At 38.9% G+C, this 17,990-nt stretch carries 16 protein-coding genes and 2 pseudogenes; 8 read left to right on the top strand and 10 right to left on the bottom strand.

Annotation, left to right across the window (positions count from 1 at the left end):
* Positions 1 to 107: 107 nt before the first annotated feature.
* Positions 108 to 1,427, bottom strand: coding sequence for an IS1380 family transposase (locus MHI00_RS16770; RefSeq protein ID WP_015076361.1), 1,320 nt, complete (start codon positions 1,425 to 1,427; stop codon positions 108 to 110).
* Between the two features lie 278 nt (positions 1,428 to 1,705).
* On the opposite strand from MHI00_RS16770, the gene clpL reads away from it, so the two are divergent.
* Positions 1,706 to 3,820, top strand: coding sequence for an ATP-dependent protease ClpL (gene clpL, locus MHI00_RS16765; RefSeq protein WP_035067042.1), 2,115 nt, complete (start codon positions 1,706 to 1,708; stop codon positions 3,818 to 3,820).
* A 334-nt stretch (positions 3,821 to 4,154) separates the two neighbouring features.
* Here the strand turns inward: clpL and MHI00_RS16760 are convergent.
* Positions 4,155 to 4,478 (bottom strand): annotated as a pseudogene (locus MHI00_RS16760) (transposase); the annotation flags it as partial.
* An 83-nt stretch (positions 4,479 to 4,561) separates the two neighbouring features.
* On the opposite strand from MHI00_RS16760, the gene MHI00_RS16755 reads away from it, so the two are divergent.
* Positions 4,562 to 5,128, top strand: a complete 567-nt coding sequence (locus tag MHI00_RS16755) for a recombinase family protein (RefSeq protein WP_035067045.1) — start codon at positions 4,562 to 4,564, stop codon at positions 5,126 to 5,128.
* Between the two features lie 193 nt (positions 5,129 to 5,321).
* Here MHI00_RS16755 and MHI00_RS16750 read toward each other — a convergent pair whose 3' ends face one another.
* The 3 genes from MHI00_RS16750 to MHI00_RS16740 form a co-directional block, all read right to left on the bottom strand.
* On the bottom strand, positions 5,322 to 6,116 hold the full coding sequence (locus tag MHI00_RS16750; RefSeq protein WP_035067047.1) for an ABC transporter permease: 795 nt from the start codon (positions 6,114 to 6,116) through the stop codon (positions 5,322 to 5,324).
* A complete protein-coding gene (locus MHI00_RS16745) occupies positions 6,091 to 7,080 on the bottom strand; it encodes an ABC transporter ATP-binding protein (RefSeq protein ID WP_035067049.1) in 990 nt (329 codons plus the stop codon). The genes MHI00_RS16750 and MHI00_RS16745 overlap by 26 nt, the downstream gene beginning before the upstream one ends.
* A 721-nt stretch (positions 7,081 to 7,801) precedes the next feature.
* Positions 7,802 to 8,092, bottom strand: coding sequence for a hypothetical protein (locus MHI00_RS16740; protein WP_157463886.1), 291 nt, complete (start codon positions 8,090 to 8,092; stop codon positions 7,802 to 7,804).
* A gap of 624 nt (positions 8,093 to 8,716) precedes the next feature.
* On the opposite strand from MHI00_RS16740, the gene MHI00_RS16735 reads away from it, so the two are divergent.
* The 4 genes from MHI00_RS16735 (at position 8,717) to MHI00_RS17755 (ending at position 10,584) form a co-directional block, all read left to right on the top strand.
* Positions 8,717 to 9,328, top strand: coding sequence for a helix-turn-helix domain-containing protein (locus MHI00_RS16735; RefSeq protein WP_035067055.1), 612 nt, complete (start codon positions 8,717 to 8,719; stop codon positions 9,326 to 9,328).
* A gap of 149 nt (positions 9,329 to 9,477) precedes the next feature.
* Positions 9,478 to 9,732, top strand: a complete 255-nt coding sequence (locus MHI00_RS16730; protein WP_035067058.1) for a helix-turn-helix domain-containing protein — start codon at positions 9,478 to 9,480, stop codon at positions 9,730 to 9,732.
* Positions 9,733 to 9,916: 184 nt separating this feature from the next.
* Positions 9,917 to 10,051: a hypothetical protein gene (locus MHI00_RS16725; RefSeq protein WP_257613397.1), complete on the top strand. Its 135-nt coding sequence runs from the start codon at positions 9,917 to 9,919 to the stop codon at positions 10,049 to 10,051.
* 197 nt (positions 10,052 to 10,248) lie between these two features.
* Positions 10,249 to 10,584 carry a DUF6075 family protein gene (locus tag MHI00_RS17755; RefSeq protein WP_051926841.1) on the top strand — a complete coding sequence of 112 codons (336 nt, stop codon included), beginning with the start codon at positions 10,249 to 10,251 and terminating at the stop codon, positions 10,582 to 10,584.
* Positions 10,585 to 10,753: 169 nt separating this feature from the next.
* On the opposite strand, the gene MHI00_RS16720 is transcribed toward MHI00_RS17755, so the two are convergent.
* The 5 genes and pseudogenes from MHI00_RS16720 to MHI00_RS16700 all read right to left on the bottom strand — a co-directional run bounded on the left by MHI00_RS16720 (position 10,754) and on the right by MHI00_RS16700 (position 15,527).
* Positions 10,754 to 11,584 (bottom strand): hexose kinase, encoded by an 831-nt coding sequence (locus MHI00_RS16720; protein ID WP_255256403.1) that lies wholly within the window; start codon positions 11,582 to 11,584, stop codon positions 10,754 to 10,756.
* A 164-nt stretch (positions 11,585 to 11,748) separates the two neighbouring features.
* Positions 11,749 to 11,865: pseudogene (locus tag MHI00_RS16715) on the bottom strand (tagatose-6-phosphate kinase); the annotation flags it as partial.
* Between the two features lie 152 nt (positions 11,866 to 12,017).
* A complete protein-coding gene (locus tag MHI00_RS16710; protein WP_176455261.1) occupies positions 12,018 to 13,709 on the bottom strand; it encodes a PTS lactose transporter subunit IIBC in 1,692 nt (563 codons plus the stop codon).
* Positions 13,706 to 15,166 (bottom strand): glycoside hydrolase family 1 protein, encoded by a 1,461-nt coding sequence (locus MHI00_RS16705; protein WP_010051933.1) that lies wholly within the window; start codon positions 15,164 to 15,166, stop codon positions 13,706 to 13,708. Before MHI00_RS16705 ends, MHI00_RS16710 begins: the two co-directional genes overlap by 4 nt.
* 49 nt (positions 15,167 to 15,215) lie before the next feature.
* Positions 15,216 to 15,527, bottom strand: a complete 312-nt coding sequence (locus MHI00_RS16700; RefSeq protein WP_029451375.1) for a PTS lactose/cellobiose transporter subunit IIA — start codon at positions 15,525 to 15,527, stop codon at positions 15,216 to 15,218.
* Between the two features lie 403 nt (positions 15,528 to 15,930).
* On the opposite strand from MHI00_RS16700, the gene MHI00_RS16695 reads away from it, so the two are divergent.
* Positions 15,931 to 16,116 carry a hypothetical protein gene (locus tag MHI00_RS16695; RefSeq protein ID WP_341115375.1) on the top strand — a complete coding sequence of 62 codons (186 nt, stop codon included), beginning with the start codon at positions 15,931 to 15,933 and terminating at the stop codon, positions 16,114 to 16,116.
* A gap of 34 nt (positions 16,117 to 16,150) precedes the next feature.
* Positions 16,151 to 17,902, top strand: coding sequence for an IS1634 family transposase (locus MHI00_RS16690; RefSeq protein WP_010051926.1), 1,752 nt, complete (start codon positions 16,151 to 16,153; stop codon positions 17,900 to 17,902).
* The last annotated feature ends 88 nt before the right edge of the window (positions 17,903 to 17,990 follow it).

Genomic DNA, 17,990 nt, shown 5'->3' with positions numbered 1-17,990 from the left:
AAACAGATTTCCTTTTGTTTTTTTAACGAAGATAGGGAATCTGGAGCTGTTTTTGGGCGCACGAATCCCTTAGTGATTCCATGTCTTTTTAAAAGCTGATTGCTATTTTACGCTTGCCAACTGAGTTGCTGGATTTTATCCAGTAACTGATAAAACAAGTCTTGATAGACATGATAGGAGCTCATCCGTAAAAGCAATCTTCGGCCACTGTGGACTAATTTACCCGACACCTTGAACAGGCGGAGCCGCAATGTGTCGACTTGGAATGTCGCTTCCTTTTCAGGTAGACAGATGGTCTTCATGAAGTTGACCAGGTTGTAAGCCAACAGGCTTACCATCATCCGCGCATGATTTTCCAAGAAGCTTGAGCTATCCGTCTTGTCGAAATAGAACCCATTTTTCGCTTCCTTGATGAAGTTCTCCATGGTGCCACGTTTATGGTAAATCTGGAAGATGGTTTTCGCGGATAATTCCTCGTGAAAATTAGTGACCACGTACTCGTGACTGAACACCAGCTGATTCGCTTCCCGAGTCGATTTGATACAGATTCGACGTTTTTGGGGCCAGCTATTGGCTTGATAGAACGCGGAATAGTGGTGGACTTCCCTTTCATCCCAGGAATGGTTGTCCCCAACCAGGACATAGGATTCCGCTAGTTTTTCCACGACTTTATTTGATTTCAGGCGGATGACATAGAAACTTCCGTTGGATTCACATGTATCATAGACCTCGGGCGTCGCAAAGCCGCTGTCTCCCCGGACCAAAATATCAGTGCAGGGAAGGACTTGACAGTAATGTGCGAGCATCGGTGCCAGAAAATCTTTTACACCTTTTGACGTATACACATTGCCAGAACGAAGTTCTGCTTTCAGAAAGTCTCCCGTGAGGCCATCGAAGGCCACCAACGGATGATAGCCCTGTGTGCCGTAATGGGCATTGTACTCAGTCTTTTCTTGGTTCCCGAACGTATCCGAATGTGTGGAATCTAAATCGATGATCATTTGGGTATTGTTCCGTTCCATGCGGACCTTGTCCAGCATGGCTTGGTTCAGTTCCTGAAACTGTGCAATGTTCTCCTCGCTGATCCGGTCCCAGAAGCGGGATAGTGAGGCCTGGGAGGCGATGGCTTCCTTATCCAAAACCAACCGAAAAATGGGATCTTCCTTCAAGAGATTGGCGGATGAATCCGCGGAATATCCGGCAATCAACTGGAAGAGCAGCTGTTCGAGCAGGGAGATGTTGTCATGAGTCCAATAAATACGGTCCTCATTGAAGTGGAGGAATTGCTTCGCGAACGAATAAAATCCAAGCGAATCCATGAATTCCTTCACCAAGATGAGACCGGCATCCGACGAAAGATTACCACCGGTGTTTGACACCACCATTTTAGAGTTGAATTTTACGTGTTTTTCCTGTAATGTAGCCATTGAGAGAACCCCTTTCTTGGTTTAGTTTAGTCACTTTAACCATAGCAGATTGGGGTTCTTTTTGTACACCCAAAGGGTGCGGAAAAAGAAAAGAAGAACCGCGCGTTAATAGGCTTTTAATAGAGTATCAGAAATTCTATGAATTATTCAGGTTCTAATTGATTCTATAAGCACTTTACTTAGCGATACATAAAAATTGTGCTATAATACAGTTGTAGTCTTAAAGGATATTATGGTCACTAAGTTACACATATAAATTTTTATGGAGGTGTTGTAATATGGCAAATTTTTACGGAAATGATCCTTTTTTCAACAATGATATGGATGATGTTTTCAATCAATTATTTCGGCGCATGGATAATCAAAATTCGGAGCGTGCACGGTATTTAGTTAATGGACAATCGTTGACACCGGATGAGTTTACTCAATACCGAGCAACTGGTAAGCTACCCCAAAATAATAAAACAATAGAAGTATCTAAAGATGGTAAACAGGCTGTTAAAAAAGGAGGGATTTTAGAAAAGTTAGGGACTAATTTGACGGAACAGGCTCGTGATGGATTACTAGATCCAGTGATTGGACGTGAGAAGGAGATTCAAGAAACTGCAGAAATTTTGTGTCGTAGAACGAAAAATAATGCAATCTTAGTTGGTGATGCCGGTGTAGGTAAAACTGCAGTCGTCGAAGGTCTGGCACAAGCAATTGTGGCTGGTAAAGTTCCAGAAACGATTCAAGATAAAGAAATCTATTCGATTGATTTATCGTCTTTGGAAGCAGGAACTCAATATCGCGGTTCTTTTGAAGAAAATATTAAACAGCTGGTAGAGGAAGTTAAAGCAGCTGGTAATATTATTCTATTCTTCGATGAAATTCATCAGATTCTCGGCACGGGTGCCACTGGTGGTGAAGATGGTGGCAAAGGATTGGCTGATATCATTAAACCTGCTTTGTCACGTGGCGAGTTGAGTGTAATCGGGGCTACGACTCAAGATGAATATCGCAATACTATTTTGAAAAATGCGGCTTTGGCACGGCGATTCAATGATGTTGTGATTAATGAACCGACGGCCGCTGACACTTTACGTATATTACAAGGTATTAAAGAGCTGTACGAAAAACATCATCATGTTGTATTACCAGATGATGTTTTGAAGGCGGCTGTGGATTATTCAATCCAATATATACCACAACGCACTTTGCCAGATAAAGCTATCGATTTGATCGACATGACTGCGGCTCATTTAGCGGCTAAAAATTCGCAAACTGATGTTGAGACATTGGATCAACGCCTTAAAAAATTAGAGGCAGCTAAGGAGGCCGCCATTAAATCGGAGGACTTTACAAAAGCCGCTGATATCAAGAAGTCGATCGAGGAAACCAAGCAAAAAATTAAAGAAACGGATCAAAAAGAAAAAATCACTGCCACGATTGATGATGTGGCACAATCGGTTGAACGTTTAACTGGTATACCAGTTTCTGATATGGGCGCTAATGATATTGAGCGCTTGAAAAATCTTGATAAGCGTCTGAAAAGTAAGGTAATCGGTCAAGATGAAGCGGTTGAAATGGTAGCAAAAGCAATTCGGCGTAACCGTGCGGGCTTTTCAGAGGGTGATCAGCCGATTGGAAGTTTTCTGTTTGTGGGCCCAACTGGCGTAGGAAAGACTGAATTAGCTAAGCAATTAGCCTTAGATATGTTTGGAAATGAAAATGCGATTATTCGGCTAGATATGAGTGAATATGCTGATCGTACAGCTGTGTCGAAATTAATTGGTACCTCGGCTGGATACGTAGGCTATGATGATAATGCTAATACTCTAACTGAACAGGTTCGGCGTAATCCATATTCCATTGTATTATTAGATGAAATCGAAAAGGCTCATCCACAAGTATTAACGTTACTGTTACAAGTGATGGATGATGGGCGCTTAACGGATGGACAAGGCAATGTCATTAATTTCAAAAATACGATTATTATTGCTACTTCTAATGCTGGCTTTGGTAATGAAGCATTAAGTGGTGACAAGCAACGAGATCAGTCATTAATGGATAAGTTAGCACCATTTTTCCGCCCAGAATTTCTGAACCGTTTTAATGGAATCGTGGAATTTTCACATCTGACTAAGCAAGACTTAAGTCAAATTGTCGATTTGATGTTGGCGGATGTACAAAAAACTTTAGCCAAAAAATCCATCAAACTTGAGGTAACTAAAGCGGCCAAAGATTGGCTGATGGAACAAGGCTATGATGAAGCAATGGGTGCGCGGCCGTTACGGCGAGTAATTGAACAACAAATTCGTGATAAGGTAACGGATTTCTACCTTGACCACTTAGATGTCAAAAACTTGAAGGCTGATTTAGTGGATGCTGAGATTGTGATATCGGCAGCTTAGCTTAAATCAGTGTTCATAAATAACTTTATGTAAGAGGAGATTTATTAGGAAGGAGATTGCTTGATAGATCTCCTTTTTTGGCTCTTCGACATTTAGTGTTGGTAGAGAAAGATACAACTGAAAATTTAGTCATAACCAGTTAGGCAGAGTGCTTAACTGGTTTTTGTTGTGCGCCCAGCATGGGCGATAACTTGGTGTTGACAGTCCAGGGGCTTAGTATCCCTAAGCGAAATGGTAGAGTCTGCTTACGCAAGATATTGAACCGCCGTATACGGATCCGTACGTACGGTGGTGTGAGAGGTCGGAGCCGTGAGGCTCCTCCTACTCGATTTACTTAGAAGATCAAGCCTTGAATGAGATAAATTCTTGCTCGAAAGTTGTGGAAATTTCGATAGCCGTAGGCTACTCGTTTTATCACTTTTATCTTGTTGTTTGTTCCTTCTAATGCACCATTACTATACCTGGTTTTTAAAGCATATTGAATCCCTAATTTGTATTTATTTAAAAACGTCAGCTTCTTACAAAACCATTGTGGGAGGCGTTGGTCTAAGCTGTTGATCGTATCGAAAAAGCTTTGGCTGTCCTTGTGTTTAAAGTGATAGAGGAGGAGCTGACAAGTCTCGTAAGCTCATGTTAATTGCTCGTCATAACTCATGAGTATTGACTACAGTTTTCAGTTCCAGTAAAATCAAGGGATACAAGTGTGTCATAACTTATATTCAAAAGTGAGGGTGAAAAAAGATGAAATATGGCTACGCACGGGTGAGTACCCGCCAACAAGATCTAGAAGGACAGCTACGTCAACTCGAAGAGGAACGCTGCGACCGAGTCTACTTCGAGAAAATTACCGGAACAAAAAGTGATCGTCCCGAGTTCCAAAAACTCCTTCAGGAAATTGAGACAGGAGATACGTTGGTTGTGACGAAACTGGATCGCTTCGCTCGCAGCACGCAAGATGCATTGAACACGATCAAGCTCTTATTTGAGAAGGGCGTGCGGATCAACGTGCTGAATTTAGGAATTATCGAAAACACGTCCACTGGAAGATTAATCTTCACGATTTTCAGCGCTTTTGCGGATTTTGAACGCGATTTGATTGTGGAACGTACGCAGGAAGGGAAAGAGCTGGCTAAACAGAAACCTGATTTCAGGGAAGGGCGACCAAAGAAATTTAATCAGCAACAAATCAATCTGGCCATGAATCTATTGAAGAATCATTCCTATAAAGAGGTAGAGAAAATGACCGGTATCAGCAAGAGCACCCTGACTCGTAACAAAAGAATAATGCAATTAAGTGCTGAGGGTTAGAGATAGTCTGAAAATCGTATTATGATAGTGAGCAAGAGAAAGGGTACTGCCCGAAGTTACCTCCACAGGATGGAAGCTGCACCAAGGTACTCCAAAAAAAGGTTCCAACCACCACAATTGGTGATTGGAACCTTTTTTCACTCATTTCAGCTAGGAATGCCCCAGCCTAATCAAGAAAATTGTAACAAAACAATTAACGAATCGCCATTTTAGTGAAACGTCTCATACCCAACCAGCCCATTGCGAGTGTGAATAGAATAATTCCCGTCAAACTAAACCATAGCGGCATAGCAGTAGTGGTTTCCATCATAGTGTATCTCAAGGCTTCATTGATATATACCAGAGGATTAAATAAAACGAGCCCCTTGATTATGGGAAGAGGAGTTAAGGATTGCCAACTGAAGAAAACTGCTCCTGTAAAGATGATTGGCATAAGAAACCCAGGGAACATAGCGGCAATCTGCATGGGCTTCACAATCGTACCAACCAGTAGACCCAAAGAAGCAGATGCAACGGAACTCAAGGCCAAGATAAGGATCAGCAGTAAAATATCTAAACTGGACATGGAGAAATTGAGATAGCTACCCATAAACATCAGTGAGATGGGCAGAACGAGCAATCCACCAATCCAGGACTCAATGATTCCGACAACCATTTTCGACCAAGCCGTCACTCTGATATCGACTGGCGCCTGCAGCCGATCTTCAATTTCCCGAGAATTGTTAAAGTCCATGGACAACGGGATTGCTGTACCGTGGATTCCCGTGACTAGAAGGCTCATGCCAACCATCCCAGGAAACATATTGTTTGGGAAATCTTCCGTTAAAACACCGATGCGCGGCAAAATAAATCCATAGGTGAGAATGAGGATAAAGGGCAACATGGCTACCCGAAAAATGAACTCCGCCCAGTTCCGCCATTGGACCAGTATATCCCGTTTCACCATCGTCCAAAATACGGAATTAGTTGATATTTGCATTTGTCCCATTGTTTTTCTCCCCTTCCTTATTATCCGTCAAACTGATGTAAATATCCTCTAAGCTCGTAGAACTTAACTGAATATTTTCTAAAGTAACATTGTGCTTATCGACCAAATTGATGATTTTGTTCAATGCTTGTTTGTGGTCTTCAGGATAGATTGTTAAAGATTTCTGGTCATTTTTAACAACTTGTCTAATGGCAGAATCATTTTGAAGAAATTGCTCGAACCCAGAAGGAATTTGATCAAGGGTCAAGTATATAATATTAGCGGTTGGGACCAATTCCCTTAGTTCTTCAATCGTTCCTATTGCCTTAATTTTACCAGCATTGTAAATGGCAACTCGATCAGAAAAGCGTTGAGGCTCTTCCATATAGTGAGTTGTCAAAAAAACTGTTGTATGATTCTTCTTATTAAGAGTCAATACGTGCTTCCAAAGAATTTCTCGATAGGCGGGATCCAATCCTGTCGTTGGTTCATCTAGAAAGAGAAGTTTAGGCCGATGCATAATCGCTCGGGCAATTTTGAGACGCTGTGCCATCCCACCCGAAAAACTTTTTACATAATCATCTTTCCAGTCGGATAGTCCAAAGTCTTCCAAAAGAGAATGGGCGCGCTCTTCTGCTTCCGCTGTTCCCATCCCGAAGTATTTCCCATGAAACACCAGGTTTTCGAGAGCCGTCAGCCCCCGATCCAAATTATTATGTTGGGCCACAATCCCAATTTTCTGCCTCGCAAGAGCGGGATTTTCCCGGATATCCTGTCCTTCTATTTTTATCATTCCACCTGATGGGGAAAGTTGGGTGGTGATCATATTGATAGTTGTACTTTTCCCAGCCCCATTTGGACCCAAAAAGCTGAAAATTTCACCAGCTCTGAGATCAAAAGAGATGCCATCCACCGCCGTGTGCGCGGATCCATCTGCTTTCGTAAAAATTTTTTTAAGACTTTGAACCTCCAATATTGGTACCATCCTCTTCACTCCTTTTTTTCGTTTACATTTGTAATCAGTGTAATTAGTTTACATCTTTAAACGTATGTTGTCAATAATTTATAATCGTGTCTTGGGATTTAAGCAGCATTTAAACAGCATACTAAAATAGAATTTATCTCACTTTGGTAATCAGAAAATCTAATCAAGCGGTTAAAAGAAAGGTACGGAAATACAGTAGTACGCCAACTATACGGTGAATATAGTCCATTAGTGCGAGAAATAGCGCCACTAAATGCGGAAAGAGAAAGCAACCGATACGATTGCGGTGGCTACGTTCTTATTTTTCTAAAATGTTATTAATGAAGTATAACCATAAGCTCGCATTCAAACATCCATATAAATGATTTGTAATTTTTTAAGTGTGTCACAACTTTATTATGCATAATTAATTGAACATCGATTTTGCAATGGGTTTATGGACACGTATTTCAGATCATTTAGAGAGAAAATATACCAAAAAAGGAGTGTCCAGAAATGAACCATTTTCTGGACACTGCTATTCCTTTTTCCAACACGCGTAAAATTTATACTAAAAAATCTACGAGCAGTCTTGCTACCTTCATAATAGACACATGTCTATTATCGATAAATCAATATTTTTTAAAGATCCATTACTTTTCCTTTTTATCTTTACTTTACATTTCAAAAAAGTAAAGTAAAGATAAAAAGGAGAGCCACATGTATTTAGCTGTCTTTTTCCTTACTGTATTTTTTCAAATTCTGTTTCTTCTAAAAATTTAATATCAATCAAACCGTCCAAGCTTTGTGCTTCATAGTAGAGCTTTTTAGGGAGGAATCTACGGTCAATATGAGTGACTCGATAAGGATTTTCTATTAGGTAATCTCCTTCCTCTGTATAGATACGAATAAAATCATTTACTTTTGCTTTTTCCTTCATTTTTTTCTTTCCCCTTTCGTTTTGTGTCGGCCCAGCGGGAGCGAAAAGCTGAATTTTTTCCGTTTTGTTGGCCAGCCAGTCACCTCGAGGCATTAAAGGGAATCCAGAAAAAAGAGTCCCTTGCCGCTTCAGCGGGTAGGGACTCTTTAGCCAAAAAATTTTTCGGACGGGACCGGAACAGCGTGGAGAGGACGGAGGAAAAACTTTTTGCGATTCTTGATTCGCTTTTCTGTTCCCGGATAGCAGCATGTGGGACCGCAGGGAGGGCTCCCGCCTGTCGATTGCCGTGGAACAGTCCGAAGAGGTAAAGCCCTGATCCGGCCGCGCCGGATTGCCTAGGGCATATGGCGACACAAAACGAAAAAAGATCTCCATAAACGGATTTCTAGAAAGTAGTTTTTAATTTTTAACGACACAATAACGCCTAATCAAACATTCCCAGATTGCTATAGTCGTCCTCAATACTGAAGTAAAAAAATGAATTGGGGTGTTCATCATGACCGAGAAACGTGAAATTTTGAAGAACATGATAAGGCGAACTATACTCGACCATTTTTACCAAAACCTCTCTATCATAACCAACAGTTTTCCCGATTTCTCCTACATTAAGCTGAGTGAAGATGCTACTGGGCACAAAATCCAGTATTCTGTCTTTTTTTTTATCTTTACTTTACTTTAAAATATGGTAAAGTAAAGATAAATGAGAGGGGGAGTCACATGTTAAACGTCTCTGAAGTACTCACCATTCTTGAAAAAGAAGGCCTTACGAGTTCTAGACAAGTGGTCTTGCGATGGATTCGTCAAGGGGACTTGCCAGCTGTACAAGAATCCAGAAAAACAGGCTATCAGATAGAACAATCAGACCTCGATGAATTTATTGCAAAGAAGAAGGAAGCAGCTGCAAGCACCGAATCCGTAGAACAGACAACCTCCGACTATCGAGCAGGCTACCAGGCAGCCATAAAAGATCTGTTGGAGAAAGCTATGGTGAGTGGGTCAGGAGACCTTTTTCTTTTCAGGAAAAATGCCAGTATCCCGATCCATTTAGCTGATTTCAAGGAAATGGCTGCAAGAAATTTCAGCACCGGTAAGAACAATCCCTTTTACCAAACTGCGATCAAGAATCTCTTTCACCCCTTCGGACGGAAGACACCGGAGAACGTCATCTATGTCTATCCTTTGGGGGATTATTATAAACTGGCCAATCTGATCGTCAGTAAAGAAGAATTGTCTGATTTCATGAAAGAGATGGATTTGGAAGGTGCCAGCCTTTCCGATGTTTTCGTACGCCTTTATCTTTACTATCTGACTTCAGGTAAAGTAAAGTAAGAAATATTTCAGTCGATTCAGACAAATAGCTGTTTTTGAGACTCTTTTTCCTGCTATTTAGACAAAACAAATCCGAAATAACGCATTTTGAGGCGATTTCAGATTTGATTTGCCGGTAAGCCATCATTTAGAAATGAAAGGGTGATTTCATGATTGATTATCGTTACCAAACATTCCTGGTTTTAGCGGATTCCTTAGACTATGCAAAGGTTGAGGAAGATCTGTGCCTATCAAAACAAGCGATTACGCAGCATATCCACTATCTCGAAACTGATCTGGAAGTTAAATTATTCCAGAATCAGGGCGGGAATTTAGTGCTGACTAAAAAGGGGCAATTACTGAAAAACCGTTTGGTTATCATCAATGAGCACATTGATGATTTATTACACCAACTAGCAAATTAATAACCGTACTACGAAAAAGGAACGTTTGTTCTTGATTTATTTCCTTGTTTTTGATAAGATAAAGACACTCGAGAAAAGGCTTTCAAAACCAAAGAAGCCTTAGATTATCAAATAAAAATTGGTGTGATTCCTGATATTCTACCCTCTTTCTTCTGTAAATAGAGCAAAGTGAGGTGATAAGATTATGGGAGAGAAAAACTGTAAAAAAATTCCTCGTAAAGTAAGCGAAGCCGGAAAAGACTTGGCTACTAGTAATAATAAAAAAACAAAAAGTCAGGCAGGAGCGATTCTATCTGACCATAAACAACGCTATCATTAACACAAAAAGAGGCTTAGGCCTCTTTTTGTGTTAACGGGACACTAAGGGAATTTTTTTATCAATGCTCATTAAATTTTGAGTCTGTATTATTTTCGAAATCCACCATAATTCTATACTTATACGTTATAATTAAATATAATTGTACAATTTGAAGAGTATTTCTTATTTTAAAAATCGAATGGAATCGAGGGGGAAATATGTACACGGACAATTACACAGAGCTACTTATTAAGGACAAGACTGCAGAGACCGACGTCGAGCGCAAAGCTTTACTTCTTATCTTCTCAACTGACGACTTATTCAGAAAAGTGACGCACTTTTATGACTTTAAAGAACACTCTATTAAACCGGAATCCCTGGAAAACGACGAGGTGGACTTAAGCAGCAGTTCACGCAAATTAGTTATGGCGGCGTTTAACTTATACAACGGACACTACAACGCCGATATATGTGATAGCTTCGCTGGTCTTGACGACGAAAACTTTGACTTACTAATACAAGCCATAAAACTTCGATTCAATAAGGACGAATAGAACAAAAATCATCTTATAGACTTATTTAAGCCTATATAAAAAATACCGTAATTCCTATCCCTTCTTCATCTTCAATTGCATTATAAAATGTTTCCATCAAGAATTTTAAATTGATTGATAGAAAAAAACCAAGAAAAAGATTTATCTTCCTCTTGGGTACTAAATAGAATTATTTAATTTTTATAATTTTCACTTGTTCGAATAATGCTTCGAAATTATCTACATTAATATATCCCGTTTTTTCTTCTTGTGTGTTAAGCATACCAGTAACCATCCCAGTTTTTATAACAACTTCAGGGGTTTCATTTTTATATAAAGAGTATGCCAAACCAGCGATCGTTGAATCTCCAGAACCAACTGGGTTTTTTACATCAATTGTTGGAATCTCGACACGGTAGTAATTATTTTTATTCTTAACTAAAGCACCATCTGCTCCTAAAGTTACAACAATCCATTCAATGCCATCGAATTTTTCATCTTCTAAAGCTTCAACCAGTGTTGGTTCTGACTTAATTTCTTTTCCAATTAAGTCCGCGATCTCAGTTTCGTTTGGTTTGATTAGAAAGGGTTTGTAGTCACTTTCGATACTCCTTTTCAAAGTGGCACCTGAAGTATCTAACAAAACTCTTGCATTAGCCAGAGTTGCTTTTTCAGTTAATACTGAATAAAAATCGTGATGAATACCTTTAGGCAAGCTGCCTGAAATGGTCACATAGTTCGCATCTGATAATATTTTTTCGAAGTTTGCTATATAGTTAGCTTGTTCTTCTTTTGATACTTGGGGGCCTGATTCTAACATTTCAGTTTGTTGGCCTTCGTGTAAAATGGCAATACAGCTTCTCGTTTCCCCAGCTATTTTTGAAAAATTATGGTGAATGTCGTCTTTATCAAGTTGCTCTGTTAAGTAATTTCCATAATGTCCACCGATGACACCTGTCGCTGTAATGGGCGCTCCTAGTTGAGCCAATACTCTTGATACATTTAACCTGTATTCCCGGATAGTCGTAACTAGGTCGGATAAAACCTTGATATAAAAGCATTTCTCCCTAGTTATGCGTTTAACACATAACTAGGTGAATCGAACCTCAAAATACTGTCCAAACCTTGATTTGACGGGTTTTGCATTTGTTCCTAGTTAGGTGTCTCCGGGAATCCAGGATTTAAGCCTTTTCCACCAGCCGTTTTTGAAACCTTGCTGAGACGATTCACAGTATCGATGTTTAGTTGTTCCAATGGGTAGGACACATCAATCGATGGATTCATTGTTACAGTTAAAATCATTTTAAAACTCCTATACTATAAAAATGTTGTGTTATTGAAATTTAGTAGTGTATTTTTATTTGCACCCATTTCAATACCACATTTCAGAGGTATTTCGCTCACCTATACTCTTTTCGTTTGGAAATGTTATTATTGTTTTCACATTGGTCTTTTTAAAATTTATCTAGTACAAAATCCATGGCTTTTTTTGGATCGTTTGTTAGCGATATATATTCTTGACCTTTTGTTTTTATTAGTTTAATGCCGAGTTTATCCGTATCTTTCTTTATGGTTTCATAATTTGATGCAACTTGAGGCGCTAAAATAACCAAATCATAATCCTTTAATATATCATTATGGGATCCATAACTACCCGCAGTAGCTTCTAAGGGGGCATCATATTTTTCTGAAGCCTTGTTTAAAGCATTGCTTAATAGCCCACTGGTTCCTCCGCCTGCACAAAGTACTAGTACGTGTTTCTTATCATCTAAAACAATATTAGTCGTAGGCACTACATCATCCGAAATCTCAGGGGTATTGGGTACCGTATTTTCCTCTTGTACATCTATCGCTTTGTTTTCATCTTTGTTGGTTTCAGCGGCTAGTTCGTCTTCATACACTTGATTATCATATACTTTAAAGAAAGGAAAATAAATCAGTGCATCCACTACAATCAAAACTAACGCTAATACAAAAGAAAGTGGATGAAAACCGGCAGCAATCGGAATACCAATTGGTCCTGGTATTGTCCATGGTAAAACGAACATAAAAGCTGTCATTCCAAGGACCTCAACAAATATTTTGAATATCCAAATATTTATTATCGGTGCTAAAATAAATGGAATAAAGAACACAGGATTAAGTACTATTGGTGCTCCAAATAAAATAGGTTCATTAACTGCAAATGTACTTGGAATAAATGTTGCTTTTCCTACAGCTTTGTTTCTTTTAGATTTGGAAAAAAACATAAATAAATACGGAACTACAAAAGTCGCTCCCGTTCCTCCTAATGTCATGACAAAAGCTCTTGCTGGATCAGTTAATAATTTTGTGGCTCTTCCTCCTGCTAAATACGTTTGAATATTTATATCAATATTTAAATATTCTACAGCAGATGTTGCTGGTCTCACTATAGATGGACCATGAATACCAATAAACCAGAAGAAAGACATAGCTCCTGCTATAATCGCTAATCCTAGATACCCATCAGAAGCAGTGAATAATGGTTGGAAAATACCAATAAGCCATTCTGCAAAACTTGTTCCAAAGGTAGATCTGATTACAAAATCCACTAACAATGTGACGGAAATTGTCGCGGCAAAAGGTGCTATATCTGCAAATGCTTGAGATATGTTGGGTGGAACCTCTTCCGGCATAGTTATAATTATTTCTCTTGTTACAAAAAATTTATAAATGTGTACTGTTAGTATAGCTGCTACGAATGAAGTTATTAATCCAGAAGTACCCATAAATTTCGTTGCAAAACCATTTTCTATTTGATCTACTGATAATATTAAAAAACCTGATATAGCTCCCATGGAAATGGAAGTACTATTTAATTTATGTTTATTAGGTAAGTCTCCATTGAAAGAATCGGTTAAAGCTTTTGATGTATTACTCGCTACGAGCAAACCGGCAATCCCCATTGTGTAACTATAAGGTTTCATTATCCATGCTTTAGTCGCTTCACTCCAATGATAACCAAATACTTCTGGAAGATTCGCAACTAACATAAATAAACTGGAAAATAATATTACAGGCATTGCTGCTGTAAAACCATCTTTAATAGCTCTTAAATATTTATTTCTAGATAATTTTTCAAAAAAAGGTTGTGCTTTTTCTATTTGTGCTATTAAACTATTCATAATTGTTCATCCTCACTATGAATGATTTCTTTATTAAATAAATAATCCCCATTTGATTCTATAACTTTACGATACCAATCAAAACTCTTCTTTTTATACCGTTTCATGGTTCCCGTCATATCATCATAATAATCAACAAAAATAAACCCCCATCGTTTTTCCATTTTTCCAGTTGATCCACTAACAAAGTCCATTACAGCCCAATTAGTATACGCAATAACCTCTGCACCATCACCAATAGCTTTATTCAACTCTAATAGATAGTCACGTAAACTGTCGATTCTATAATCGTCAATAACCGTTAACTCTCCATTTTCATCTTCTTCTGGTTCCTCAATCTTAGAAAAACCATTTTCAACAATCATTTGTGGTAAGTGATAACGATCGTGAACGATATTTAGAATATGTCTTAATCCAATCGGATCAATTTTCCATCCCCATTCGTTTTCTTCAAGTTCTGGATTTCGTAAACCACTGATAACATTAACGTCTTTATCTGAAATATCTTCATAATCGTGTCTAGCTACTCCACTGTTGTAATAGCTATAAGCTACAAAGTCTACTGTGTGATCTTTAATGAGTTGTAGCTCTTCTTTTGTAATATCTAATTGTAAATTCTTTTCTTTTACTTCTTTAATTTTATAGTCAGGATATTCTCCAAAAGCATGAACATCCGTAAAGAATAACATCTCACGCGTCTCGAAAAAGGCTTGTAGAGCATCTTCAGGTTTAGGCGTTAATGGATAAATCGGTCCAATCGTTGTCGTACAACCTAACTGCAATTCAGGATTAATTTCTTTAGCAATCTTAATTGCTTCTGAATTCGCTACAAATCTATTATGAAATACCTGGAAATGAAGCGATTCATCCATTGTACTCGGATCTTGAGTTACTCCTGCTGAGAAAAGAGGCATCTTATCAGATATATTCACCTCATTAAAGGTCAACCAATATTTAACTTTATGGTGATACCTCTCAATAATCGTACGAACATATTTTTTGTAGTATTCAATGACCTTTTTATTCGCAAAGCCATTGTAATGATCCGCTAAATAGAGAGGTATTTCTCCAGAATGAGTAATTGTTACGATTGGCTCAATTCCGTAAGATAATAATTCATCGAATAAATCATCATAAAATTGCAAACCTGCTTCGTTCGGCTCTTCTTCAATTCCATTTGGATAGATTCTAGTCCATGCAATCGATGTACGAAATGCCTTCAATCCTAACTCTGCAAAAAGAGCAACATCTTCTTTATATCTGTCATAAAACTCTATTGCTCGATGCTTCAAATTTCCTGGTTCCGGATGCTTTGTACGCCCTTGTCTTGTACCATTAGGCACTACATCAGCAACTGCCGGTCCTTTACCATCTCTATCCCATGCTCCTTCAAAATGATATGCTGCTGCCGCACTTCCAAAAAGAAAACCATCCGGGAAATTATTCCGTTCAACCATTTTACATTCTCCTTTATTTTAAAATGTTATTAGAAAAACTATGGATTATTTAAGGTTTATAGATATCCATTAAAAACTCTAAGATATCTTTTAACAAAATTGTCGTCATTAAATGATCTTGACCGTGTACAAAGATGAATCCCAATTCAACTTCTTCTCCGCCTGCTTCTTTTGCTAACAATTGAGTTTGGCTATTATGGGCTAAGTTTAGACTAGCATTTCCTTCTTCAATTAATTGTTTGACTTCTTCTTTACTTTCTCCATTTTTAACTTTTTGAATTGCTTCTATGAAATTTGATCTTGCTTCTCCTGAATACGCGACAATTTCAAAACCAATCCTTGCTACTTGTTCTTTGTCTATTATATACATCTCCCCACATCTATTCGTTTTGTTTGTTTAATGTTCGTTACAAACGATATAAACCGTTTTCATATGTTTGTCAAGGCTAAACATCTATTTAACATAATTACTTTAAACAGTTGACATCCTTGCCTCATAGTTGTATCCTGGATTCCCGGAGACACCTAACTAGGAACAAATGCAAAACCCGTCAAATCAAGGTTTGGACAGTATTTTGAGGTTCGATTCACCTAGTTATGTGTTAAACGCATAACTAGGGAGAAATGCTTTTATATCAAGGTTTTATCCGACCTAGTTACGACTATCCGGGAATACAGGTTGTATTATAACCTCAAACAGCTTATGTTCGATTCAAACATTTAATTGTTTGTTTATCACTGTAAAGTCGATTGGAGGTACAGGAATGATTAAAGAGCGTCGTCACAGAATGATTTTGCAACTATTAGATGAAAAAAATGCCGTGAAAGTTTCCGATTTAGTCGAAACACGGGCGTTTGACACTTACGAATCGAAAAAGCATCCGGAAAGCCCGAGAGGGCTTATTTTTTTTGCCAAATTTATCGGTTGTATTTTGCGTGACTTAGCGTGATTTGTTATAATGAAAATAAAAAGGGGCTGTTCTTATGCGGTTGAAAGTTTCAAAATCTAAAAACGCTGCCTCCTTCTACGTTACCAAAACCATCTATGAGAACGGAAAGGAACGAACCATCACGGTAGAGAAGCTCGGCACTGAAAAGGAACTCCGTGAAAAACTGGATGGGCAAGATCCTTATGCATGGGCAAAAACGTATGTGTCGGAGCTTACTGCGAAGGAAAAAGAAAACCAGCGAGAAATCCTCGCTCCCTTATCCCCTATCAAACAAATCGAAAAAAATCATCCTTGTCTATTCAATGGTGGCTACCTGTTCCTCCAGGATATTTATTATGATTTAAAGTTAGACAAGATTTGCCAAACAATCAGCGACCGGCACAAGTTCAGCTTTGATCTAAATAGCATCCTCTCCTATCTGATTTACGGCCGAATCATTTATCCCGCTTCCAAGAGGGCTACTCATGAACTATCCCAAAAATTTCTGGAGCGACCCTCTTTTGAACTGCAGCATGTATATCGAGCGCTGGAAGTGCTGGCAAAGGAATTCGATTGGATTCAGGCCCAACTCTATAAAAATAGTCTGGCTATTCTTCCTCGGAATACGCGCGTCCTCTTCTACGACTGTACAAATTTCTTTTTCGAAATCGAACAGGAGGAGGGGTTAAAACAATACGGCTTGTCGAAGGAGCATCGGCCCAATCCGATTGTGCAAATGGGGCTTTTCATGGATGGAAACGGCATGCCACTGGCATTCTCAATTCAGAAGGGGAATACGAACGAGCAGACAACCTTGAAACCCTTGGAGAAGAAGATCCTTTCAGATTTTGAATTATCTCAATTCATAGTTTGTACAGACGCAGGATTGGCATCGACAGCTAACCGCAAGTATAACAATCTAGGAAACCGAGGCTTCATAACTGTTCAATCCGTCAAAAAACTGAAAGCCCATCTGAAGGATTGGGCGTTGGACCCGAAAGGTTGGCGGCTAGCTGGCCAATACGAATCCCCTGAAGATGGCTATGATGTGAGGAAACTTTCTTATGATTCGAAAGAAGACCGGAACAAGAACTTTTATAAAGAGCGATGGATCAATGAAGATGGTCTAGAACAAAGACTGATTGTCACTTATTCTCTGAAATACCGCATTTATCAGGAGCAGATTCGCAATCGTCAGGTGGAGCGCGCACAGAAATTAATTGATACCGCTCCTCAAAAATTCAAGAAAGCCAACCAGAACGACTACAAACGGTTTATCGAGCAACTCCCCTACACCTCTGATGGTGAGAAAGCAGAAAAGGTTGCTTTCTCCTTAAATCAAGATGTAATCAATAAAGAAGCTCGGTATGATGGCTTTTACGCTGTATGTACGAATCTAGCAAGTTCCGCTGAGGAAATTATAGCCATTAACCACAGGCGTTGGGAAATCGAGGAAAGCTTTCGCATCATGAAAAGTGAACTGAGGTCCAGACCCGTCTATCTGAGTCGTGACGATCGCATTATTGCTCATTTTATGACTTGTTTCATCTCACTTATGGTAGTGAGGGTGTTGGAGAAAAAAATGGGAGAAAAGTTTACTTGCCAAGAGACCATCACAAAACTAAGGGAAATGAACTTCATGGAACTCCGTGGCGAGGGATTCATTCCGGCCTATACTAGAACAGATTTCACAGATTCCCTACACGAAGCCTTTGGCTTCCGAACAGACTATCAGATTCTACCTACAAAAAAAATGAAAAAAATTTTTAAAATGACCAAAACCACGAAAAAGGTACGCACTTTTTAACAAAATAAAAAAGCCGGAAAAGCTGTAATAGCAGCATTTTCTCGGCTTTTTTCCTTCTACAAGTGTCAAAGACAGGAATATAAACCGT

Source organism: Carnobacterium sp. FSL E2-0243, assembly GCF_038003605.1.
In the GTDB taxonomy this organism is placed as follows: Bacteria; Bacillota; Bacilli; order Lactobacillales; family Carnobacteriaceae; genus Carnobacterium; species Carnobacterium maltaromaticum.
This window is presented reverse-complemented; position numbering and strand designations above follow the sequence as displayed.